Consider the following 23,797-nt stretch of genomic DNA (forward strand, 5'->3'; position numbering starts at 1 on the left):
CAGTGTTTTCTGTCAGGAAGTCTTATGAGTATTCGTGTTGCCATTATCGGCGCGGGCCCGTCTGGCCTGGCGCAACTGCGTGCCTTTCAATCCGCTCATGCCAAGGGGGCGGCCATGCCGGAGGTGGTCTGTTTCGAGAAGCAGACCGACTGGGGCGGGATGTGGAACTACACCTGGCGCACCGGGCTGGATGAGCATGGCGAGCCGGTACACGGAAGTATGTACCGCTACTTGTGGTCGAACGGGCCGAAGGAGTGCCTGGAGTTCGCCGACTACAGCTTTGACGAGCACTTCGGGCGGCCGATTTCGTCCTACCCCCCGCGTGAGGTGTTGTGGGACTACATTCAGGGCCGGGTGAAGAAGGCCGGTGTGCGCGATTACATTCGCTTCAATACGGCGGTCAAGGCGGTGCGTTTCGATGAGGCCAGCCGCACCTTTACGGTCACCGCCTACGACTATGCACAAGGCCAGGGCATCGAGCAGGTGTTCGATTACGTGGTGGTGGCCAGCGGGCATTTTTCCACCCCGCATGTGCCGGACTTCGCCGGCTTCGAGCGCTTCTCCGGGCGCATTCTGCATGCCCACGATTTTCGCGATGCGCTGGAGTTCAAGGGCAAGGACGTGCTGATTGTCGGCAGCAGTTACTCAGCCGAAGACATCGGCTCACAGTGTTTCAAGTACGGCGCGCGCTCCATCACCACGGCCTATCGCACCCAGCCCATGGGCTACAAGTGGCCCAAGGGTTGGGAAGAGCGCCCGCAGTTGCAGCGGGTGGAAGGTGAGCTGGCGTTCTTTGCCGACGGGTCGAGCAAGCGGGTGGAGGCGATCATTCTGTGCACCGGCTATCAGCACCACTTCCCGTTCCTGCCCGATGAGCTGACGCTCAATACCGGCAACCGCCTGTGGCCGCTGGGGTTGTACCAGGGCGTGGTGTGGGAGCAGAACCCACAGTTGATCTACCTCGGCATGCAAGACCTCTGGTACAGCTTCAACATGTTCGACGCCCAGGCATGGTTCGCCCGGGACTACATGCTGGGCCTCAAGAAGCTGCCATCGATGGCCGAGATGCAGGCCGACAGCGCCCGTTGGCGCGCCGAAGAAGAGGCGCTGCAAACCACCGCGCAGATGTACGAGTTCCAGGGCCGCTACATCAAGCACCTGATCGAGCAAACCGACTACCCGAGCTTCGATATCGACGCGGTGAACCGGATCTTCCTCAAATGGAAGTCGGACAAGAAGCAGGACATCATGGGCTATCGCGACAAGTCCTACCGTTCAGTGATCACCGGCACCGCTGCCGTGCCGCACCACACCCGCTGGATGCAGGCAGTGGATGATTCGCTGGTCGAGTACCTGCGCGAAACCTCAGCCAAGGGCGATGTAAAAACCCTGCGCCAGCACTAGGCCACAGCCGCGTGCCTATGCTGGGCAGGCGGCGCTACCTCGATGCCTTGCAGCCAGTCGCAATAGCGGGCCACACCCTGCTCGACCGTGAGCAGCGGCTGCGTGAAGCCTGCCTCGCGCAAGCGGCTCAGGTCGGCGCAGGTGTAGCACTGGTACTTGCCGCGCAGGTGGTCGGGAAAGTCGCTGTATTCAAGGATGCCCTCGAGCAAGGCCATCTCCCGTGACAACGGGGGCTGGTCTTGCTGCTCGCGCAGGCGGTTGATCACAGCCATGGCTACATCGTTGAACGGCTGGGCGCGGCCACTGCCGACGTTGAACAGGCCGCTGAGCCGAGAGTGGTCGAGAAAGTGCAGGTTGACCTTGACCACATCCTCTACCGACACGAAATCGCGCAGGTGGCCGCCGCTGGGGTAGTCGCCATAGCTACCGAACAGGCTGACCTTGCCGTGGGCCTGGTACTGGTTGAAGCAGTGCAGGGCCACCGAGGCCATGGTGCCCTTGTGCTGTTCGTGGGGGCCGTAGACGTTGAAGTAGCGCAGGCCGACGATCTGGCTGCGCGCTGCAGGCAACAGCCTGCGCACGTGTTGATCGAAGAGGAATTTGGAGTAGCCATAGACGTTCAACGGCCGCTCGCACTCGCGCTGTTCGCGAAAGTCGCGCCCGGCGCCATACACCGCTGCCGACGAGGCATACAGCATGGGCACTTGCAGGGCCTGGGCAGCATCGAGCAGGTTGCGACTGAAACGGTAGTTGTTGTCCATCATGAAGCGCCCGTCGCCTTCGACGGTACTGGAGCAGGCGCCCTGGTGCAGCACCGCGCGGACCTTGCCGAACTGGCCGCGGGCAAAGCGCTCGAGAAAGTCGTCCTTGTCGAGGTAGTCGGCAATCTCGCAGTCGGCGAGGTTGCGGAATTTGTCGCCATCGGTCAGGTCGTCGACGGCAATGATCTCGGTTACATTGCGTCGGTTGAGGGCCTGGACGAGGTTGCTACCGATGAAACCGGCGGCGCCGGTCACGATGATGGTCATGCCTTGTCCCCCTTTGAGGGTGCAGAGCATTCAGTGTAAAGCTGACCATTTGAACAAAAATTAACCAGGATCAATAAAACGGCGATACCTCGCGGGTGCGTGCGCGCCAGCGGCCGACCAGGCGACCGGCGCTCACCAGCCAGTTGAGCAAGGCGATGCCCAGCAGGCACAGCATCATGGCCTCGGTACCACCGCTGACGATCAAGTTGCCCGCCAGCCACGGGAAGCCGAACACGCCGAGAAAATAGGCCAGGCTGAACAGCAGCAAGGCTTGCGGGGTGTGCCCGGCCGGCGCCTGGTTGGCCGCCAGGCCGTTGATCACCGAGTAGTTCAGGCCATAGCCGACACCCAGCAAGGCAGCGGCCAACAGGTAACCAAGATTGTTCTGCACCCACCAGCCCAATGCCAGCACGGCCAGCACGGTGAAGGCCGAGAGTAGGCAGGAGGCGCGGTAGGCGTCACGCTTGACCACCCACCCGGCCACCAGCAACCGGCAACCAATGGCCGCACTCATGAAACCGACGAAGAACAGCGAATAGTCCAGGCCACGGGCTGCAGCGTAAGAGGTTTGAAAACTACCCAGGCCGCCGAAGATCGCACCACCCAGGCCGACCATCAGAATCGGCCAGCGCGCCGCCGAGCCCAGCACCTGGGCACTGGCCCGGCGGCTGATGCCGACGGGGCTGGCAGCTTGCCGGGGCTGTCGGGCCAGGTGGTTGAAGATCATCAGGCCAAGCACTGCCGCCGTCGCCGCGGTGAAGAACGCCGTTTGCACTGGCAGGTGAAAGAAGCTTGCGAGCTTGCCCGCAAGAGGTCCGGAGCCAATGCCGCTCATCATGCTGCCCGAGAGCAAGGCAAAGCAGTGTGTGCGGCGCTCAGGCTCGACCCGTTCGGCGACCAGGATCGGCCCAAGGGTGTAGAACGCACCCCAGCCCAGGCCCAGGGCAAGGCCGCAGAACATCAGGCCGATGCCGATGCCAGGCATCAGGGCAAAACCCAGGCAGGCGGCCACCAGGCACAGCGCCGACAGTGCAATGGCCCGCGCCGAGCCCAGGCGATCAGCCAGGTGTCCGCTGCCGAGTACCGCCACCACCGTACTGAGCATCGCCAGGGAAATTATCCGCCCCGCGTCCTGCTCGTTGCCGCCGCGGGTGCTGACCAGCAACGACAACAAAAAGGTCGAGCCGTACGACAGCGACAGCAAGTAGCTGGCCAGGCAAAGCAGGCCAAAGCCCTTGTTGGCAGGTGCGGTACGGGAAGCGGCGGTCACAGGTTCTCACTCGCAAAAAAACGGTACGAGCCTTGTAGCACGGCGGCTGCGAGCGGCAGTTATGCAAGTGCCGGAGTTGGGTTCAGTCATTGGCAAACTATCGCGCCAACGGCGGGGTCAAGCACACCGGGAATAAAAGTCTTTTACCGAAACCACGGGTTTTCTGCGCAGGGGCTTGCCCTATCCTAGGAAGGATCTCTCACATCAGCGGAAGATCCATGAAAGCTTCGCTTCCCAGCCGTTATGCCTGTCTGGCCGGCTGTTTGCTCTTCACCTGTATCAGCCTGCCCTTCCTTGCAACCCAGTCCTGGCTCTGGCCCTTTACCGCACTCTGCGCGGTGCTCAGCCTGGTCGGGCTGAACGACCTGCGACAACGTCATCACGCGGTGCGACGCAATTACCCGATCCTGGGCAACATCCGTTACCTGATCGAAACCATCCGCCCGGAAATCCGCCAGTACCTGCTCGAAGGCGATGACGACAAGCTGCCCTTCTCCCGCGCCCAGCGTTCGCTGGTGTACGCCCGGGCCAAGAATGAAAGCGCCGAGAAGGCCTTCGGCACACTCAATGATGTATACCGCCCGGGCTTTGAGTTCATCAGCCATTCGATGTTGCCCAGCGACACGCCGGACCCGGCCTCGTTTCGCATCGCCATCGGTGGGCCGCAGTGCCGCCAGCCTTACTCGGCTTCGATCTTCAATATCTCCGCCATGAGCTTTGGTGCGCTCAGTGCCAATGCCATTGCCGCCTTGAACCAGGGCGCCAGGCGCGGGCGTTTTGCCCATGACACCGGCGAAGGCAGTATCAGCCCCTACCACCGCGAACACGGTGGCGACCTGATCTGGGAAATCGGCAGCGGCTATTTTGGTTGCCGCAGCGCAGAGGGCCGTTTCGACCCCGAACGCTTTGCCGCCCAGGCCAGCGATCCGCAGGTGAAGATGATCGAGATCAAGCTCAGCCAGGGCGCCAAGCCTGGTCATGGCGGGATCTTGCCGGGGCACAAGGTCAGCGCCGAAATCGCCGCTACGCGCGGGGTGACGGTAGGTGAGGACTGCATCTCGCCCGCCGCCCACAGCGCCTTTCGCACGCCGCTGGAGCTACTGCAGTTCATTGCGCGGCTGCGTGAGCTGTCGGGCGGCAAGCCGGTGGGTTTCAAATTCTGCCTGGGCCATCCCTGGGAGTTCATGGGCATCGCCAAGGCCATGCTGAGCAGCGCAATCGTGCCGGACTTTATCGTGGTCGATGGCAAGGAAGGAGGAACCGGCGCTGCGCCACGGGAGTTCAGCGACAACATCGGGGTGCCGATGCGCGAAGGGCTGATGTTCGTACACAACACCTTGGTCGGCCTGAACCTGCGCGACAAGGTGCGCATCGGTGCCGGCGGCAAGATTGTCAGTGCGTTCGATATCGCCAGCGTGCTGGCCATTGGTGCCGACTGGGTGAACTCCGCGCGCGGCTTCATGTTCGCCATTGGTTGCATACAGTCGCAAAGCTGCCACACCAACCAGTGCCCCACCGGGGTTGCAACCCAGGACCCATTGCGCCAACGCGCGCTGGTGGTGCCCGACAAGGCCGACCGAGTCTACAGCTTTCACCGCAACACCCTGCACGCCCTGGCCGAGATGCTGGCGGCTGCGGGGCTCGATCACCCTTCACAGCTGAAGCCCAAGCACCTGGTTCGGCGCATCAGTGCCAGCGAGATTCGACTGTTTTCGCAGCTGCACGTGTTCCTCAAGCCTGGCGAGTTGCTCAGCGGCGAGATCAACAGCGAGTTCTATGCGCGGATGTGGCGAATGGCCCGCAGTGACAGCTTTGAGCCGGAGATGGGTGAGACCGTGAAGGTTCCAGTGCGCAGAAAAGAAACAACCCCGGCATAAACCGGGGTTGTTCGATCGGGGGGGGCAAGCCCCTCCCACCGAGTAAGGTGGGAGCAGGCTTGCCCCGCGAAATCCAATCAGAAAATGCTGATCGGGTATTCGACGAATACGCGGACTTCGTTGCCGTCGTCGTTGTAGCCGTTCTGACGAACGCTGTCAGAGGTACGCAGGAACGAGCTACGCAGTTTGACGGACAGGTCCTTGGCAGGGCCTTCCTGAACGACGTATTTGACCTGGTTGAAGATTTCGCGCTCTTTACCTTCGCCGAAGCCGTGGGTGTTGATGTTGTCACCACGCACGTAGGCCACTTTGTAGGTCAGGCCCGGTGCGCCGAAGGCACCGAAGTCCAGGCCGTAGCCGATCTGCCAGGAACGCTCGTCTTCAGCGTTGAAGTCAGACCAGTACGAGTTGGCCAGGTAGATGGTCGAGCCACCGTCACCCACGCCACCACGGTTCTGGTACCAGCCGTACTGGTAGCCGGTATCGCCAGTGCTGCGCTGGTGAGCAATGGTCACCGAGTGCGGACCGAAGGCGTAAGTGGCTGCCAGGCTCCAGATGGTGTTGGAGTCGCCAGTCAGGCCAGCTTCCTTGACGTACTTGTTGTTGATGTCCGACTTGTAGCCGTTGAAGTCCAGGGTCAGGGACTGGTCATCGGCGATTGGGTGAACGTAGTTCACGCCCAGGTAGTACTTCTGCAGCACGTCTTCGACGTCGGAACCGTACACCGCAGCCGACAGGTTCTCGGTGAACTTGTAGCTACCGCCAAGCACGTTGATCGACTTCAGGCCACCGCTGTCACGGCCTTCAGCACTCTTGCGCGCTTCCTGGGTGAAACGGCCAGCGTTCAGTTCCAGGCCCTTGATCTCTTTGGAGGTGATCATGGTGCCGGTGAAGCTTTCTGGCAGCAGACGGGCATCGTCGTACTGCAGTACTGGCAGCGAAGGCATCTGGTCGCCGTACTTCAGCACGGTGTTGGAAACGCGCAGTTTTACTGCAGCGCCGCCACGGGCCAGGTTGTGCGGGGAGTTGGCCTGAGCACCATCGCTAGGCTTGAAGAAGTCGACACCGGCGCCGCCGTTGTGACCCTTGCCGCCGTCCAGACGCACGGCGTACAGACCGAACGCATCGACACCCACACCAACGGTGCCCTGGGTGAAGCCGGAGGAGAAGTTGGCGATGACGCCCTGGCCCCATTCGATCTGGTCGTCGGTGCCGTGTTTCTTGTCACGGTTGATGTAAGCGTTGCGCAGCAGGACGTTCATGCTGCTGTCTTCTACGAAGCCCTTGGCGGCGGCCTGGTCATTGGCCATAGCCTGGGTCGCGGTCAAGAGGCTGAGCGCGATCAGACTGATCCTGGTTTTGAACATTTTATTTTCCTTATTACTTAGTCAAAGACGCTCTGCGGCCGACGCCAAAAACCACGCCCCCTGCGTGGGTTGACGCTCGCGGGTCAGAAAATAAAAAGCCCGCGTGCGAGTGATCGCAGCGGGCCTTTTATTCTGGACTCTTGGCCGGTGGGCCTACAGGCGTTGACCGAATCCTATCCGTGGTTTCATCAATGTGTCAAAAATTCGTGAAAAGTCGTTCACATTAGCCACTGATAGCAACACCAGACGACGGATCTGCACGGTTGTTTCAGCCTTGTAACACCGAAATTACTGAGCAACATCCTGAAACAAATGCCCGCAACAAAACATTAGAAACAATTAACGCTAGCAAATAGCACGCATTATCATTCGCGCCAAATTTTAGCACCCCCTCCTTTCGTCTACCTCTACCCCTGCGGATGTCTTTAATGCCTGCCCCTTGCCGCCTGTCACCCTTGAGCCTGGGTGTCTCCCTGTTCCTCAGTTCCAGTATGGCCCTCGCTGCCAGCATGACGTTGCCAGAGCTGTCGGTTACCGCCCAAAGCGAACGCGATGAGGACGATCCACGGGTCAAGGAAGTGACCACCGCAACCCGTACCGCCACCCCGGCCCGCTACGTGCCCCAGGCCATCGACTCGGTGAAGACCAGCAACGTGCTGGACTACGGCACCGATGACCTGGGCCAGGCCTTGAGCGGCATTCCCAACGTGAGCACTGGCGCCGACACCCGCTTCGACAGCGTGCGCATCCGTGGTTTCGATGCCAGTAACGACTTCTATCTGGACGGCATCCGCGATGACAGCCAGTACGTGCGCGACCTGCACAACATCGAGCGAATCGAGGTGCTCAAAGGTCCCGCCGCCGTGCTGTACGGCCGTGGCAGCCAGGGCGGTATCGTCAACCGCGTGAGTAAAACGCCGGAAGCCGGTCGACGCTCGAGCATCGAAGCCCAGGGCGGCAGCGAAGACCTGCGCAGTCTGTATGCCGACCTCAGTGCCGACCCCACCGACACCATCAGCCTGCGCCTGAACATGGGCAACCAGGATAGCAACAGCTTTCGCGACGGCATCGACGGCAACCGCCAGTTGTTCGCCCCGTCCATGAGCTGGCAGCTTACCCCGGACCTGAACTGGCTGGTGCAGTACGAGTACAGCCGCTACAACCGCACCCCCGACCGTGGCATTCCGAGCGTCAACGGTCGCCCGGCCGATGTCGGCCGCGACACCACCTACGGCGACACCCAGCGCGACTACATCGACGACAAGGCCCAGTCCCTGCGTTCGCGCCTGAACTACCAGCTCAGCGATACCTGGCAGGTGCGCCATACCCTGGGCCTGTTCAAGCTCAACAGCGACTTCGACAACACCTACCAGACCGGCTACAACGCCACCACCGGCCAGGTCACCCGCCAGCGCTGGCAGCAGGACCTGAATACCCGCAACCTGTTCAACAACGTCGAACTGGAAGGCAACGTCGACACCTACGGCCTGCAGCACACCCTGTTGACCGGCATCGAAATCGGCAACCAGCGCCGCGACCCGCTGCTCTATACCGCTGCTACCACGGGCCCCGGCGCGAGCCCGGTGCCGAGCGTCGACCTGTACAACCCCAACCGTAACCTGCAGCACAACGGCACCATGATTGCGTCGAGCAACAACCACACCGTGGTCGACAGCCGAGGGCTGTATGTTCAGGACCAGATCCGCCTGAGCGAGCAATGGCAGGTACTGGCCGGTGTGCGCTTCGACCAGTTCGAGGTGGAGACCACCAACAAGCTGCGCGGCATTTCCGAAAACCAGGACAGCGACAGCACCAGCCCGCGCCTGGGCGTGGTGTATTCGCCGTGGAAGGAGCACGCCTTCTACGCCTCCTGGAGCAAGACCTTCTCGCCTGTGGGGGGCGGTTTGATCGGCATCACCCCAGGGGCTGCCGGCAACGCCAACGAGACCAGCCCGGAAGAGACCCGGCAAAAGGAAATCGGGGTCAAGAGCGACTGGCTGGATGAACGCCTGAGCACCACCCTGGCCCTCTACGAGCTGGAGCTCTACAACCGCCGCACCAGCGACCCGAACAACCCGGGCATCACCCTGCTGACCGGCCTGCAACGCTCGCGCGGTGTGGAGTTGACCGCTACAGGCAATATCGTTGGCAACTGGTATGTGCGCGGCGGTATCGGTTTGCAGGACGCCACCATTGTCGAAGACAACAATGGCCAGCAAGGCAATCGAGTGAGCAACGTCGCCAAGCGCAACGGCAGCCTGTTCCTGACCTGGAAACCGGAAATGGGCTGGTATGGCGAGACCGGGATGACCCTGGTGGGTGAACGCTATGCCGACAACCAGAACACAGCAGTGTTGCCGGGTTATGGTCGATGGGATGCCTTGGCCGGTTTCCGTACCCAGGACTGGGACCTGCGTGCGGCGTTGAACAACATCACCGACAAGACCTACTACAGCTCGGCAACCAGTGCTGCGCAGATCCAGTTCGGTGATCCGCGTAGCCTGGTGGTTACCGGGACCTATAGCTTCTGACCCGGTAGGAACAACGGTCTTGTACAGACTTTGTGGGAGCGGGCTTGCCCCGCGATGAGGCCAGTGAATGCGCCATGAATCGCGGGGCAAGCCCGCTCCCACCAGCCCCCCGCCAATCACTCGCCCAGCAGTGCCGCAAGCTCTGCGTCGGTCAACAGACCTGCTGGGTATCGCTCTCGCAACACTCGCCGTGTATCGGTCTTCCTGACCCGGATTGCTCCATTGTGTTTCAACCACTGCGCCACACGCTCTAGCGCTTCGTGGTTCAAGGCCGATGGGGACGAAGCCGGCTCACTTGCTGCATTCATTTCGACACGTACTCCCTGGGGTCGTGAGCGGCTAATTTATTCAAACTTTGTGACAGAACGATGCGGTTCTATCTCGTTGAAATACAATGCAAAACAAATACAAGAGGTATGCCAGCGCGGGTGCCGATTGTCGCTTGCCCATAAAAAAACCCGTCAAGCGACGGGTTTTTTTATGGCCGGATTTCAGCCCTTGGCCGGAGCCGGTTGCTGCTGGGTCAGGCAGTGAATGTTGCCGCCCCCCAGGAGCATTTCGCGTCCTGGGATCATGACCACTTCGTGATCAGGGAACACCTTGCTCAGAATCGCTCTAGCCTCGGCATCTGCCGGGTCGTCGAAGCTCGGGGCGATGATGCCGCCATTGACGATCAGGAAGTTGACGTAGGAGCCGGCCAGGCGAACCGAGGGGTTGCGCTCCTGGCTGCCAGCCACCGGATCGACGCCATCGCACTCTTCTTCAGTGGCAAACAGCGGGCCGGGGATCGGCATTTTGTGCACGGTAAAGGTGCGGCCTTTGGCGTCTCGGCTGTTCTGCAACACCTCGAGGGCAGCGTGGCAGCGTGCGTAATTGGGGTCTTGCGGATCATCTGTCCAGGCCAGTAACACTTCGCCCGGGCGCACGTAACAGCAGAAGTTGTCGACGTGGCCGTCGGTCTCGTCGTTGAACAGGCCATCGGGCAGCCAGACGATGGTGTCCACCGCCAGGTGATCACGCAGGATCGCTTCGATCTGCTCGCGGTTCAGGTGCGGATTGCGGTTGTGGTTGAGCAGGCATTCTTCGGTGGTGATCAGGGTGCCTTCACCGTCGACATGGATCGAGCCGCCTTCCAGTACAAAGCCTTCGGTGTGGTAGCGCTGGCAGCGCTCCATTTCCAGGACCTTGCTGGCCAGTTGTTCATCGCGGTTCCACGGCGCGTACAGGCCGCCCTCGAAACCACCCCAGGCGTTGAAACCCCAGTCGACGCCGCGCACTTCGCCGTTGTCGTTGATGACGAAGGTCGGCCCGGTGTCACGCACCCAGGCGTCGTCGTTGCTGATTTCCACAACGCGGATGTTCGGTGCGTCCAGGCGGGCGCGGGCATTGTCGTACTGGGCTGCGGAGACGGCCACGGTAACCGGCTCGAAACGCGCGATGGCCTTGGCCAGGGTCACGTGGGCGGCCTGTACCGGTTTGCCGCCCAGGCGCCAGTTGTCCGGGCGCTCGGGCCAGACCATCCATACCTGGGTTTGCGGCGCCCATTCGGCTGGCATGTAGAAGCCGTCGGCGCGTGGGGTGCTGGTCAGGGTTTTCATGAGTCAACCTTTGCAGTGCCCGACGCGGGCGCAAGCCCGCGTCGAGGTCATTGAATGTTCAGGATTCCAGCGCGCCGTCGAGGGTTTTCACCGGGCCGTACAGGTTTGGACGGCGGTCACGGAAAGTGCCCCAGGCGCTACGGATGTGCTCCAGTTTATCGAGATCGAAAGTATGCACCAGCACACCCTCTTCGGTCTCATTGAGCTCCTGGACTTTCTCACCGAACTGGTTGGCGATGAACGACGAGCCATAGAAGGTGATGTCGTAGCCGTCCTGCTCTTCGTTGCCGATGCGGTTGCTGGCGATCAGCGGCATCAGGTTGGCGCCGGCATGGCCTTGCTGCACGCGCTGCCAGTGGTCACGCGAGGAGATGGTCTTGTCATGCGGCTCGCTGCCGATGGCGGTCGGGTAGAACAGCACTTCTGCACCCAGCAGCGCCATGCTGCGTGCGCACTCCGGGAACCACTGGTCCCAGCAGATGCCCACGCCGATCTTGGCGTAGCGGGTCTGCCAGACCTTGAAGCCGGTGTCGCCCGGGTTGAAGTAGTACTTCTCGTGGTAGCCAGGGCCGTCCGGGATGTGGGTCTTGCGGTACACACCCAGGTTGCTGCCATCGGCATCAATGATCGCGATGCTGTTGAAGCGGGCGCGGCCGGCCAGCTCGAAGAAGCTGATCGGCAGTACCACTTCCAGCTCCTTGGCGATCTGCTGGAAGTGCTCGATGGCAGCGTTGATCTCGACTGGCGTTGCCAGCTGCAGATAGTCAGGGTTTGGTTTCTGGCAGAAGTACGGGGTTTCGAACAGTTCCTGGATCAGGATGATCTGCGCGCCTTTGGCGGCAGCTTCACGCACCAGCTTCTCAGCGGTGGCGAGGTTGGCCTGGCGATCCCAGGTACAGGCCATCTGGGTGGCGGCGACGGTGACGGTGCGGCTCATGAAAACCTCCTCGAAGGGTGACTGGGCCGACTGACCGTAGCAGGCGACCGATGACAGATTGCAGCGTTGTGGACGCATTTATATCCGATAAATATCGACTTTAAAAGCCAGAATGAAAATATTAAGACCACAAAAAAGCCATTTAACCCGATAACAATCGGGTTATATGGCTCTGAGTTGAGGGTTACAGCGCTTCGCTGAGCACCTGGTCGATGCTGTCGACAAAGAAATCGACACTGGCGCGGGTGGTACACATCGGTGGCTTGATCTTGAGGATGTTCAGGTAGTCGCCAGTGGGCTGCATGAAGATGCCCAGGTCACGCAGGCGGTTGCACAGTGTGGTGGTTTCTTCAGTGGCAGGCTCCAGGGTGTCGCGGTCACGCACCAGCTCCAGGCCGAGGTAAAAGCCCGAGCCGTGTACAGCGCCGGCCAGCGGATGTTTATCGACCAACGCTTGCAGGCGTGCCTTGAAGTGCCGGCCAACATCCCGGGCATTGTTCCACAGGCCTTCTTCGCCCATCACGTCGAGCACCGCCATACCGATCCGGCAACTGACCGGGCTACCGCCGGCCGACGAGAAGAAGTAGCCCTCGGCTTCCAGCGCCTCGGCAATTTCGCGCCGGGTGATCACCGCGCCCAGCGGGTGGCCGTTGCCCATGCCCTTGGCCATGGTGATGATATCGGGCACCACGCCCTGCTCCTCGAAGCCCCAGAAGTACTCGCCCAAGCGGCCGTAGCCCACCTGCACCTCGTCGGCGATGCACACCCCGCCGGCCGCCCGGACCTTGGCATAGGCCTGTTGCAGATAGCCCGGTGGCAGGGAGATACCACCCGCATTGCCATACACCGGCTCACAGATGAAGCCGGCCAGTTGGCGTTGTTCGGCCGCCAGTGCGTCGAGCTTGGCATCGACATCGGCCAGGTATTCGGCTGCGCTGCCTTCGCCACGGTAGGCGCCGCGATAGGTGTTCGGCGCAATCACCGGGTGTACCCACTCCGGCCGGGTGCTCAGCGCCTGGGGGTTGTCGGCAATGGACGTGGAGATCGCATCGGTGGCCACCGACCAGCCGTGGTAGGCCTCCAGCACGCTGAGCATGTCGCGCCCGCCGCTGAAAGCCCAGGCCAGGCGAATGGCCAGGTCGTTCGCCTCGGTACCGCTGTTGACCAGGAACACCCGGTCCATGCCCTCGGGAGCCAGCTCCAGCAGGCGCTCGGAGAACTCGGCAATAGCCGCGTAGTGAAAACGCGAGTTGGTATTGAGCAGCGACCATTGCCGCGCCGCTTCGTTGACCATGCGCGGGTGACCGTGGCCCAGCACCGCGACGTTGTTGAGCATGTCCAGGTAGGAGCGGCCCTGCATGTCGATCAAGTAGTTGCGCCAGCCGCGCTCGATATGCGGCGGCTGCTGGTAGTAGTGCTTCTGCGAGCGGGCGAAGCTGGCGTCGCGACGTTCCAGCAACTGGCGTGCATCCACCAGGGGCTCGGCATTGCAGTCGAACCCCAGCAGCGCTTGCGGTGACGGGCACAGCGCCTGCCAGGCGGCAGCGCGGGACGGCACCACAAAGGCAGGCGGCTGCAGGCCAGCAACGCGGCACAGCTGCACGGTCAGCAATCCGCTGCTTTGCCCCAGCGACTGCCCGGCGCTCACCTGCGTGCCGGCTGCCGGGGTATCGGCCAAACCTTTCAACCAGAGACTGCACTGCTCACCTTGCAGGCAGCCCTGCCCGACTGCCGCTGGCTGCCAGGTGCCCGCCCAGGGCGCTTGCACGGCCATGCCCGCAGGCAGCTGCAACTCGACGCTCAGGGCGAAGGTCGCAGGCTCCTGTGGATTGTCGATATGAGTCTGTGAAAGCCGGTACTGGCCATACAACGAGCAGGCAGCGCCCTGCTCGCCTGCCTGCTCGCTCAGTAGCTGTTGGTCGATACCGGCTTGCTCCCAGTTGCCGGCCTGGAAGTGGCGGCCGAGTACGCCCAGATCCACTGGCATGACCGAGCCTGCCTGCAGCCCCGGCAATAGCGGCGCACTGGAGGCCAGGTCAACGGCAGGCACGTCGAGACCAGCCACTTGCAGGATCGCCGCTTCCATCAGCTCGAACGGCACGCCGGTGGCGACATCGAAAATTTCCCATTCGTGGGCCAGGTTATCGCGGCTGTAGGCGTTGCCCGGATCGACACTCAACTGCTGTTCGCTGCTCAGCACCAGCACCGCCGCACGCGCCACGATCATCGGCCACAAGGCCTTGAGCTCGGCTTCGGTCAGGGGGTTGAGTGCGTGGTAAGCCTCGACTGCTGGCAGGATGCGCAGCGGGTCGCCCTCGGCATGGTGCAGCAGTGCCGCGCAGGTCACCGCCAGGTCGGCGATGCGCCAGGTGTGCATCAGGTCGCCGAAGTCGATGACCCCTTGCAACTGCCATTGGCGCTGGTCGTCGCGTTGCCACACGGCGTTGTCGTCGGTGATGTCCAGGTGCACGGCCTGCATCGGCAACTGCTCGAGCAAAGGTTGCAGGCGTTGTTCAGCCTTGCGTGCGGCCTCAAGCACCTGTGCTTTGCGCGGCCCCTCGGCGAGTACCGGCAGCAGGTGAGCGATCAGCGCCTGGGCATGACGGGGGTCCCATTGCAGGGTGCGTTCGAGTCCTGGGTGATTGAAGTCGGCCAGCGCCTGGTCGATTCGGGCACACAGTCGGCCCAGCTCGGCGATCAGCTGCGGCTCCATGTGTTTGAGACGGGTGAGGGACTGGCCTTCGATATAGTCGAGCAGGCGCACGCGCAACGGCTGGCCATCGAGGTCCAGCGCCAGCAACTGCTCGCCGGACGTGGCACCGATCACAGCCGGCACGGGCAGCCCGCGTTCGCGCAGGAAACCCAGGGCCGCATGCTGGGCCTCTAGCTCAGTCACGGCATAGGTACCATGGCATATTTTCAGCACATAGCGCCCGCTGGGTGCATCGACACGAAAGTTCAGGTCTTGCTGGCTGCCCAGGGACTGCAATGAACCGCTGAGCCCGTAGCGCTCCTGCAGTACGCGCAGGGCCTGCTGCTCGCTGACGTTGGGGCAGGGCTGGCTGGAGCGGTGGATCAGGGTACTGAGCGGCATGACGGGACCTCGTTTTTTTTGCTGCTTATATCGCCACCGCTCCCGTCGATAAGCAAGTACGGCAGGAAAAAAGCGATGGGCGAGCGGGCTTGTGTGTTGGGCAAGACACCGACAAGCTAGTCTTCAACAGATCACCGTCAGAAACGCGAAAGGTCCTTGAACATGCGAATTCTCATTACCGGCGGCGCCGGGTTCATCGGTTCAGCCCTGATTCGCCACCTGATCGATACCACCGAACATGAAGTGCTGAATCTCGACAAACTGACCTACGCCGGCAACCTGGAATCCTTGGCCAGCATCGTCACCAACACCCGCTACGAGTTCGTCCAGGCCGACATCAACGACCAGGCCACGGTCACGGCCGTGCTGCAGCGCTTCGAGCCCCAGGCGGTCATGCACCTGGCGGCCGAGTCCCATGTGGACCGCTCGATCGATGGCCCGGCACCGTTCATCCAGACCAACATCGTCGGCACCTATGCTTTCCTCGAGGCCACCCGCGGCTATTGGCAAGCGCTGCCTGACGCGGCGCGCAGCAGCTTTCGCTTCCACCACATTTCCACCGACGAAGTGTATGGCGACCTGCACGATACCGATGCACTGTTCAACGAAACCACCGCCTACGCCCCCAGCTCGCCCTACTCGGCAAGCAAGGCGGCATCCGACCATCTGGTCCGCGCCTGGCATCGCACCTACGGGCTGCCGGTGGTCATCAGCAATTGCTCGAACAACTACGGACCGTTCCAGTTCCCGGAAAAACTCATACCGCTGACGATCCTCAACGCCCTCGCAGGCAAACCATTGCCGGTGTACGGCAATGGCCTGCAGGTGCGCGACTGGCTGTTCGTCGATGACCATGCCCGTGCGCTGCTAACAGTCGTGACCGGTGGCGAGGTCGGCCAGACCTACAACATCGGCGGGCACAATGAGCAGAAGAACATTGATGTGGTGCGTGGCATCTGCACCCTGCTCGAAGAGCTCGCACCGCAGCGACCTGCTGGCGTGGCGAACTACGCCAACCTGATTACTTTTGTTGAAGACCGCCCCGGCCATGACCAGCGCTATGCCATCGACGCCGGCAAGATCGAACGCCAACTCGGCTGGGTACCCGACGAGACCTTCACCACCGGCTTGCGCAAGACCGTGCAGTGGTACCTGGAGAATTTGGAATGGTGCCAGCGGGTCCAGGACGGCAGCTATCAAGGCCAGCGCCTGGGCAACAGTGACTTCAAGGATTTGATTGCATGACCAAGGGCATTGTCCTGGCAGGGGGGACCGGTACCCGCCTGCATCCCATCACCCTCGGCGTTTCCAAGCAACTGCTGCCAATTTACGACAAGCCGATGATCTACTACCCGATCTCGGTACTGATGCTCGCTGGCATTCGTGAAATCCTGCTGATCTCGACCCCGCAGGATCTACCGCAATACCAGCAGCTGTTCGGCGACGGCAGCCAGTTCGGCATCCAGCTCAGTTATGCCGAACAACCGTCACCCGACGGGTTGGCCCAGGCCTTCCTGATTGGCGAGCAGTTCATCGCGGACGACTCGGTGTGCCTGATTCTGGGTGACAACATTTTCTACGGCCAAGGCTTCAGCGAGCAGTTGCAGCGGGCGATCAACCAGCCTGGCGGTGCCACTGTGTTCGGCTACCGGGTCAAGGACCCGGAGCGTTTTGGCGTGGTGGAGTTCGATGCTCAGGGGCGGGCACTGTCCATCGAAGAAAAGCCGCTCCAGCCACGCTCCAACTACGCCGTTACCGGGCTGTATTTCTACGACAACGACGTGATCGAGATCGCCAAGGGCATCAAGCCTTCGGCCCGTGGCGAGCTGGAAATCACTGATGTCACCAATGCCTATCTGCAACGCGGCGACCTGCGCGTTGAGCGCTTTGGCCGAGGCTTCGCCTGGCTCGACACCGGCACCCACGACAGCCTGCTCGAAGCCTCGCAGTATGTGCAGGCCATCGAGCATCGCCAGGGCCTGAAGGTCGCATGCCTTGAAGAGATCGCCTTCCAGCAGGGCTGGATCAACCGCGCGCAATTACTGGAGCGTGCAAGGATTTTTGGCAAGATCGGCTATGGCCAATACCTCTACCGCCTGGCTGAAGAGCAAGCATGAATATCATCTCAACTACCTTGCCCGGCGTGCTGATGCTTGAACCCAAGGTGTTCGGCGACGAGCGCGGCTTTTTCTACGAAAGCTTCAACGCCCGCACCTTCGAGCAGCAGACCGGCGTGACTGCACGCTTTGTGCAGGACAATCACTCAGCTTCGTGTCGTGGCGTACTGCGCGGCCTGCACTACCAACTGGAAAACACCCAGGGCAAGCTGGTGCGGGTAACGCGTGGCGAAGTGCTGGATGTGGCCGTGGACATTCGCCGCAGCTCCCCTTGCTTTGGCCAGTGGGTGGCGGCGCGGCTGTCGGCAGACAACCACCGCCAACTCTGGGTACCTGAAGGCTTCGCCCACGGTTTTGTGGTGCTGAGCGAAAGCGCCGAGTTTCTGTACAAGACCACCGACTACTACAACCCGAGCGCCGAGCGCTGCATTCGCTGGGACGACCCGGACCTGGCCATCGACTGGCAGCTCACTGAGCCCCCTCAGCTTTCCGCCAGGGACCAGGCTGGCCAGTGGCTGAAGGACGCGGACCTGTTTCCATGAGCCTGCACATCCTCATCATCGGCCAACACGGCCAAATCTCCCAGGCCCTGCAACAACGCCTGCATGACCTTGGCACGCTCCAGGTACTGGGACGCAACCAACTGGACCTGGCCCAGCCCGACAGCCTTCGCGCCCCCGTGCAACAGCTCAGGCCGGACCTGATCATCAACGCCGCCGCCTACACGGCCGTGGACCTGGCCGAAAGCGAGCCGGACCTTGCGCTCGCGATAAATGCCCGGTCGCCTGGCGTGCTGGCCGAAGAAGCGGCGCGCCTTGGCATACCGTTGATCCACTACTCCACCGACTATGTGTTCGATGGCAGCAAGACAACGCCCTATACCGAGGACGACCTGCCAAACCCGTTGAACGTGTATGGCCGTAGCAAGCTGGCCGGTGAAGAAGCCATCAAGGCCGTCGCGGGCCAGCACCTGATCTTGCGCACGAGTTGGGTGTATTCGCGCCAGGGCCGTAATTTCTTGCTGACCCTGCAACGCCTGCTGCAGGAAAAGCCGCAGCTGCGCATCGTCGCTGATCAGGTCGGTGCCCCCACCTGGGCCGGGACCATCGCCCACAGCACCCGAGCCTTGATCGAGCGCTGGCAAACAGATCAGGCCGGCCCGTGGGGCACCTATCACCTGACGGCTCAGGGCGAGACTTCCTGGTTCGGTTTTGCCCAGGCGATTGCCGAGCACTTGAAAGCCCAGGGCCTGCCCTGCGCCGACCTGCTGCCAATCCCCTCCAGCGACTACCCGAGCCCGGCCCGGCGGCCACTGAACTCACGCCTTGACTGCAGCCACCTGCAGCACCACTGGCAAGTCAGCCAGCCCCACTGGCAGCAGGCGCTGATCGACTGCCTGAAGTAGCGCATAATGCGCCAGATCACCCTGGCGCAATTGCGATGACCATGACTCCACCTCCTCCACGACGCCCTCGCTGGCGCAGCCTCGCCCTGTTGGCGATTTGCCTGGCGCCGTTGCTCTGGCCCCTGCAGCACCTTGCCGAACGCTACTACCAGGAAGAACTGGCCAGCCAGAACCGCCAGACCCTCGACCTGTACGTGGCCAACCTGCTGGGCACCCTGCACCGCTATGAAACCCTTCCGCAGATCCTTGGCGACCTGCCTGCCCTGCGGGCGGTGCTGGCCGACCCGTTGCGGCTCGAAACCCTGACCAACGCCAACCGCCTGCTCAAGGACATCACCACCCAGACGGGCGCCGAAGTCATGTACCTGCTGGACGCCAACGGCAATACGCTGGCGGCCTCGAACTGGGACAAACGCGACAGTTTCATCGCCCGCAACTTCACCTTCCGGCCTTACTACAGTGAAGCCATTGCCGGTCGCCTGGGACGCTTCTTCGGCCAGGGCACCACCTCCGCCAAGCGCGGTTACTACTTTGCCGCCGCGGTCCGTGACGGGGAACGGATCATCGGTGCGCTGGTGGTCAAGGTCGACCTGGACCATACCGAAAACCTGTGGGGCAAGACGCCCGAGCAACTGCTGGTAACCGACCATAATGGCGTGGTCATTCTTACCTCGCGCCCGGACTGGCGCTTCCGCGCCACTCGGCCGCTGACCGATGCCGAGCGTGAAGCGATCGTCGCTATCAAGCCTTACCCGACCCAGGCGCCGCAGCCACTGAACCTCGACCGGGCGGCCTGGCTGATCCAGACCGAAGCCATCGAAGAAACCGGCTGGCAAGCCAGCATCCTGGCTCCACGGTCCATCGTCGACCGCTCGGTGAGCACCGTGCTGGCCATTGGTGCCGCAGCGTTGCTGGTGCTGATGTTGCTGCTGGGCCTGATGATGCAGCGCCGACGCCATTACATGGACCGCATCGACTTCGAGGCCCACGGGCGCCAGGAATTGGAAAAGCGTGTAATCGAGCGTACCGCCGACCTCGAAGGCCTCAACAGCCGCCTGAAAAACGAGGTACTGGAGCGCGAACAAGCTCAGCAGGAACTGGTGCGCGCCCAGGATGAACTGGTCCAGGCCGGCAAATTGTCGGTGCTCGGGACCATGTCGGCGAGCATCAGTCATGAACTCAACCAGCCGCTGGCGGCCATCCGCAGCTATGCAGAAAACGCCGAGATCCTGCTGGATCACCAGCGCACCGACGATGCCCGCAGCAACCTCAAGCTCATCAGCGAACTGACCGGGCGCATGGCTTCGATCATCGCCCACCTGCGCGCCTTCGCCCGCCGCGACCGCCATGCCCCCGAGAGTGTGGCGTTGCAACCGGCGCTGGACGATGCCCTGGCCCTGCTGGCCAAGCGTCGGCGGGCCATGGCGGTAGAGCTGGTACGTGACCTGCCGGACGCCACGCTGTGGGTCCAGGCCGGGGAAACCCGCCTGCGCCAGGTGCTCGGAAACCTGCTGGCCAACGCCCTGGATGCCCTGACCGAGAAGGCCAACCCGCGCAAACTCTGGCTAAGTGCCGAACAGCGCGACGGCAACGTCTACCTGTACATTCGCGACAACGGCCCGGGGTTTTCCAGTGAAGCCCTGGCCCGCGCCCGCGAGCCGTTTTTCACCACCAAGACACGCACCCAGGGCCTTGGCCTGGGCCTGGCGATCTGCGATACCTTGATGCGGGCGTTGGGTGGCGAACTGGTGCTCGGCAACCACCCCGAAGGGGGTGCCCTGCTTACCCTGCAACTGCGCGTGGCCAAACCCGGCGCCAACCTGCAACCCTCGGAGGACCCATCGGCATGACGACCGAGCCGCTCATCGACAGCCGCGTACAGGTGATTCTGGTCGACGACGACCCGCACCTGCGCCAGGCCCTGAGCCAGACCCTGGACCTGGCCGGCCTCAAGGTCCTGTCGCTGAGCGACGCCCAGGGCCTGGCCGGGCGAATCGAGCAGGACTGGCCCGGGGTGCTGGTCAGCGATATCCGCATGCCCGGCATCGACGGCCTGCAACTGCTGGAGCAGGTACAGGCCCAGGACCCGGAATTACCGGTGCTGCTGATTACCGGGCACGGCGATGTGCCCCTGGCGGTGCAGGCCATGCGCGCCGGTGCCTACGATTTTCTCGAGAAGCCCTTCGCCAGCGATGCCCTGCTCGACAGCGTGCGCCGCGCCCTGGCCTTGCGCCGCCTGGTGCTGGACAACCGCAGCCTGCGTCTGGCCCTGAGCGACCGTCAGCAATTGAGCACCCGCCTGGTGGGCCAGTCAGCGCCAATGCTGCGTTTGCGCGAGCAGATCGGTGCGCTGGCCGGTACTCGTGCCGACGTGCTGATCCTCGGTGAAACCGGTGCCGGTAAAGAAGTGGTGGCGCGTGCGCTGCATGATTTGTCGAGCCGCCGCGACGGCCCGTTTGTCGCCATCAACGCCGGGGCCCTGGCGGAGTCGGTAGTCGAAAGCGAGCTGTTCGGCCATGAACCCGGCGCCTTTACCGGCGCGCAGAAGCGCCGCATCGGCAAGTTCGAGTTCGCCAACGGCGGCACGCTGTTCCTCGATGAAATCGAAAGTATGAGCCTGGACGTACAGGTCAAGCTGCTGCGCCTGTTGCAGGAGCGGGTAGTCGAGCGTCTCGGCGGCAACCTGCAGATTCCCCTGGATATCCGCATCATCGCCGCCACCAAGGAAGACTTGCGCCAGGCCGCCGATCATGGTCGCTTCCGTGCCGACCTGTATTACCGCCTGAACGTTGCACCGCTACGCATCCCGCCGCTACGCGAACGTGGCGACGATGTCCTGGTGCTGTTCCAGCATTTCGCCGACGCCGCCAGTGACCGCCACGGTCTGCCGCCTCACACCTTGCAGCCCGCACAGCGTGCATTGCTGCTGCGCCATAACTGGCCGGGCAATGTCCGTGAGCTGCAGAATGTGGCGGAGCGCTTCGCCCTGGGCCTTGAGCTGGCCCTGGACGGCGACGCGCCACCGCCCGCCCAGGCCCAGGCATCACCCGTGAACAGCGGCAACCTCAGCGATCAGGTCGAGCAGTTCGAGCGCGCGTTGATCGCCGCCGAACTGGCTCAGCCGCACAGCTCCATGCGCAGCCTGGCCGAAGCCCTGGGCATTCCCCGCAAAACCCTGCACGACAAGCTGCGCAAGCATGGCCTGAGTTTCGCCGACAGCAACGCCAGCACTGACGAGATGGAGGACACCCGCCCATGACCACGGACAGCCGCTACCTTGAATCGGTGCTGCACGGTGACATTCCCCTGACCCGCAAAATGGGCCTGCAGGTGCTCGACTGGGAACAGCAGCGCTTGCGCCTGCAGTTGCCGCTCGAAGCCAACGTCAATCACAAGAGCACCATGTTCGGCGGCAGCCTGTATTGCGCTGCCGTACTGGTCGGTTGGGGCTGGTTGCACCTGCGTCTGCGCGAGGCGGGGATCGACGATGGCCACATCGTCATCCAGGAAGGTCAGATCAGCTATCCACTGCCGGTCACCGGCGCAGCCATCGCCACGTGCGAGGCACCGGAGGAAAAAACCTGGGAGCGCTTCATCGCCACCTACCAGCGCCGTGGCCGGGCACGCCTGAACCTGCACACGCGGGTCAGCAACGCCGGTAGCGATGAGGCCGCCGTGTTGTTCAGCGGCCAGTACGTGCTACATCGCTGAAGCCAGTTGCAGCAGCCGCTCACGCCAGGGAGCGGCGGCTGGCAGCGCGAGGAAGAAGGGATTGAGCAACGACTCGCGCGGCGGGTATACAAACACCTGGCCATCAAGCCCCAGCACTTCGCCGCCTGCGCCTTCCAGTACGCCCTGGGCAGCGGCGGTGTCCCACTGCGAAGTTGGCGCCAGGCGCGGATAGCAGTCGGCAGCGCCTTCGGCCAGCAGGCAGAACTTCAGCGAGCTGCCGATATTGGCAAGTTCAAGCTCACCCACCGCCGAACTCAGGCCGGCCAGCAGGGCTTCCTGCTGCGGGCTGGAATGGCGACGGCTGGCCACCACGGTAAAGCCCTGCCCCGCAGGCGGTGCCAGGCGGACTTGAATAGCGTGCGCTGCGCCATCGGCCTCGGCGCACCAGGCGCCAATACCCTGGCCACCGTAGTAGCAGCGGCCATTGGTAGGAATCGCCACAACCCCGAACACCACCCGGCCTTGCTCGATGAGGGCGATGTTGACGGTGAACTCCTCGGTGCCGGCGATGAACTCCTTGGTCCCGTCCAACGGGTCGACCAGCCACCAGCGCTGCCATTGCTGGCGCTCGCTCAGGGGAATCTCGCAGTCTTCCTCGGACAGTACCGGAATTTGTGGGGCCAGTTCCCGCAAGCCTTTGGCAATCACCTCATGGGCCGCCAGGTCGGCTGCGGTGACCGGGGATTCATCGGCCTTGGACGTCACTGCGACATCAGCACGCCAGAACGGCAGGATGGCCTTGCCCGCCTCGCGAGCCAGCTCAACCACTGCCTGCATCAATTGCACATCGCTCATGCGCCGAACACTCCGCGCTGGGTCAACAGGTCACGCACCAGGTACAACGCCGCCAGGGCGCGCCCTTCGGAAAACTGCGGGTGCTGGGCCAGGGCCGAGAGCTCGCGCAGGCTGACCTTGTCGACCCGCATCGGCTCGGGCTCGTCGCCTTCCAGGCGCTCTTCATAGAGGTCGGTGGCCAGTACCACCTGGATCTTCTGGCTCATGTAGCCCGGCGACAGGGAGAGTTCGGTCAGGTGCTCGAGTTGGCGAGCGCCAAAGCCGGCTTCTTCCTTGAGTTCGCGGTCGGCAGCGGCCAGAACATCCTCACCCGGCTCGATCAGGCCCTTGGGCAGGGACAGTTCGTATTCGTCGGTGCCGCCGCAATATTCTTCGACCAGCACCGCATGCTCGCTGTCGAGCATCGCCACGATCATCACCGCACCATAACCGTTGCCGCGTCCCACCAGCCGCTCATAAGTGCGCTCGTTGCCATTGGCAAAGCGCAATTGCACAGCCTCGACCCGGAACAGGCGGCTGCTGGCGACAATCTCGCGGGAGAGAACGGTGGGTTTCTGGCGCATGGGGCGGCTCCTTGGCGTGAACGGGTTACTATACCGTGGCTTGCCCGGCCACCGCTGCCCTGACTGTCCGAGAATTTCA

General features: G+C 62.6%; 18 protein-coding genes. 10 read left to right on the forward strand and 8 right to left on the reverse strand.

The features are described 5' to 3' along the window. Positions 1–24: 24 nt before the first annotated feature. Entirely contained in the window at positions 25–1,404 is a 1,380-nt protein-coding gene (locus H621_RS0104860) for a flavin-containing monooxygenase (RefSeq protein WP_028942280.1), read from the forward strand. Here H621_RS0104860 and rfaD read toward each other — a convergent pair. Together rfaD and H621_RS0104870 are read right to left on the reverse strand one after the other, a co-directional pair. Then, positions 1,401–2,432: an ADP-glyceromanno-heptose 6-epimerase gene (gene rfaD / locus H621_RS0104865; protein WP_028942281.1), complete on the reverse strand. Its 1,032-nt coding sequence runs from the start codon at positions 2,430–2,432 to the stop codon at positions 1,401–1,403. The genes H621_RS0104860 and rfaD overlap by 4 nt on opposite strands. Positions 2,433–2,502: 70 nt before the next feature. Continuing rightward, the gene (locus tag H621_RS0104870) at positions 2,503–3,702 is read right to left on the reverse strand and encodes an MFS transporter (protein ID WP_028942282.1); all 1,200 of its coding nucleotides are present in this window, start codon (positions 3,700–3,702) and stop codon (positions 2,503–2,505) included. A 218-nt stretch (positions 3,703–3,920) separates the two neighbouring features. Between H621_RS0104870 and H621_RS0104875 the strand changes: the two genes are divergently transcribed. Next, positions 3,921–5,579 carry an FMN-binding glutamate synthase family protein gene (locus H621_RS0104875; RefSeq protein WP_028942283.1) on the forward strand — a complete coding sequence of 553 codons (1,659 nt, stop codon included), beginning with the start codon at positions 3,921–3,923 and terminating at the stop codon, positions 5,577–5,579. 77 nt (positions 5,580–5,656) lie between these two features. On the opposite strand, the gene H621_RS0104880 is transcribed toward H621_RS0104875, so the two are convergent. Then, positions 5,657–6,946, reverse strand: a complete 1,290-nt coding sequence (locus H621_RS0104880; protein WP_028942284.1) for an OprD family porin — start codon at positions 6,944–6,946, stop codon at positions 5,657–5,659. A 428-nt stretch (positions 6,947–7,374) separates the two neighbouring features. Here H621_RS0104880 and H621_RS0104885 point away from each other — a divergent pair, with 428 nt between their 5' ends. Beyond that, positions 7,375–9,477 carry a TonB-dependent receptor gene (locus H621_RS0104885; protein ID WP_028942285.1) on the forward strand — a complete coding sequence of 701 codons (2,103 nt, stop codon included), beginning with the start codon at positions 7,375–7,377 and terminating at the stop codon, positions 9,475–9,477. Positions 9,478–9,968: 491 nt separating this feature from the next. On the opposite strand, the gene aguA is transcribed toward H621_RS0104885, so the two are convergent. From aguA to H621_RS0104900, 3 genes are all read right to left on the reverse strand, one after another. Continuing rightward, entirely contained in the window at positions 9,969–11,075 is a 1,107-nt protein-coding gene (gene aguA, locus H621_RS0104890) for an agmatine deiminase (protein WP_028942286.1), read from the reverse strand. Positions 11,076–11,133: 58 nt separating this feature from the next. Then, the gene (gene aguB, locus H621_RS0104895) at positions 11,134–12,012 is read right to left on the reverse strand and encodes an N-carbamoylputrescine amidase (RefSeq protein WP_028942287.1); all 879 of its coding nucleotides are present in this window, start codon (positions 12,010–12,012) and stop codon (positions 11,134–11,136) included. Positions 12,013–12,196: 184 nt separating this feature from the next. Beyond that, on the reverse strand, positions 12,197–15,106 hold the full coding sequence (locus H621_RS0104900) for an aminotransferase (RefSeq protein WP_028942288.1): 2,910 nt from the start codon (positions 15,104–15,106) through the stop codon (positions 12,197–12,199). Between the two features lie 162 nt (positions 15,107–15,268). On the opposite strand from H621_RS0104900, the gene rfbB reads away from it, so the two are divergent. The 7 genes from rfbB to H621_RS0104935 are packed head-to-tail and all read left to right on the forward strand — an operon-like array spanning position 15,269 to position 22,339. Continuing rightward, positions 15,269–16,351 carry a dTDP-glucose 4,6-dehydratase gene (gene rfbB, locus H621_RS0104905; protein WP_028942289.1) on the forward strand — a complete coding sequence of 361 codons (1,083 nt, stop codon included), beginning with the start codon at positions 15,269–15,271 and terminating at the stop codon, positions 16,349–16,351. Then, the gene (gene rfbA / locus H621_RS0104910; protein WP_028942290.1) at positions 16,348–17,223 is read left to right on the forward strand and encodes a glucose-1-phosphate thymidylyltransferase RfbA; all 876 of its coding nucleotides are present in this window, start codon (positions 16,348–16,350) and stop codon (positions 17,221–17,223) included. Before rfbB ends, rfbA begins: the two co-directional genes overlap by 4 nt. Continuing rightward, positions 17,220–17,765 carry a dTDP-4-dehydrorhamnose 3,5-epimerase gene (gene rfbC, locus H621_RS0104915; protein WP_028942291.1) on the forward strand — a complete coding sequence of 182 codons (546 nt, stop codon included), beginning with the start codon at positions 17,220–17,222 and terminating at the stop codon, positions 17,763–17,765. Before rfbA ends, rfbC begins: the two co-directional genes overlap by 4 nt. 2 nt (positions 17,766–17,767) lie before the next feature. Beyond that, complete coding sequence (rfbD, locus tag H621_RS0104920) at positions 17,768–18,628, forward strand: dTDP-4-dehydrorhamnose reductase (RefSeq protein ID WP_028942292.1); 861 nt, start codon at positions 17,768–17,770, stop codon at positions 18,626–18,628. Positions 18,629–18,663: 35 nt separating this feature from the next. After that, complete coding sequence (locus tag H621_RS0104925) at positions 18,664–20,478, forward strand: sensor histidine kinase (RefSeq protein ID WP_371919704.1); 1,815 nt, start codon at positions 18,664–18,666, stop codon at positions 20,476–20,478. Beyond that, a complete protein-coding gene (locus H621_RS0104930; RefSeq protein ID WP_028942294.1) occupies positions 20,475–21,887 on the forward strand; it encodes a sigma-54-dependent transcriptional regulator in 1,413 nt (470 codons plus the stop codon). Before H621_RS0104925 ends, H621_RS0104930 begins: the two co-directional genes overlap by 4 nt. Next, positions 21,884–22,339: a YiiD C-terminal domain-containing protein gene (locus H621_RS0104935; RefSeq protein ID WP_028942295.1), complete on the forward strand. Its 456-nt coding sequence runs from the start codon at positions 21,884–21,886 to the stop codon at positions 22,337–22,339. Before H621_RS0104930 ends, H621_RS0104935 begins: the two co-directional genes overlap by 4 nt. Here the strand turns inward: H621_RS0104935 and cysQ are convergent. Continuing rightward, positions 22,328–23,155: a 3'(2'),5'-bisphosphate nucleotidase CysQ gene (gene cysQ, locus H621_RS0104940; RefSeq protein WP_028942296.1), complete on the reverse strand. Its 828-nt coding sequence runs from the start codon at positions 23,153–23,155 to the stop codon at positions 22,328–22,330. The genes H621_RS0104935 and cysQ overlap by 12 nt on opposite strands. After that, positions 23,152–23,718: an ADP compounds hydrolase NudE gene (nudE, locus tag H621_RS0104945; RefSeq protein ID WP_028942297.1), complete on the reverse strand. Its 567-nt coding sequence runs from the start codon at positions 23,716–23,718 to the stop codon at positions 23,152–23,154. Before nudE ends, cysQ begins: the two co-directional genes overlap by 4 nt. Positions 23,719–23,797: the final 79 nt, after the last annotated feature.

It is taken from the genome of Pseudomonas vranovensis DSM 16006, from assembly GCF_000425805.1.
GTDB lineage: Bacteria > Pseudomonadota > Gammaproteobacteria > Pseudomonadales > Pseudomonadaceae > Aquipseudomonas > Aquipseudomonas vranovensis.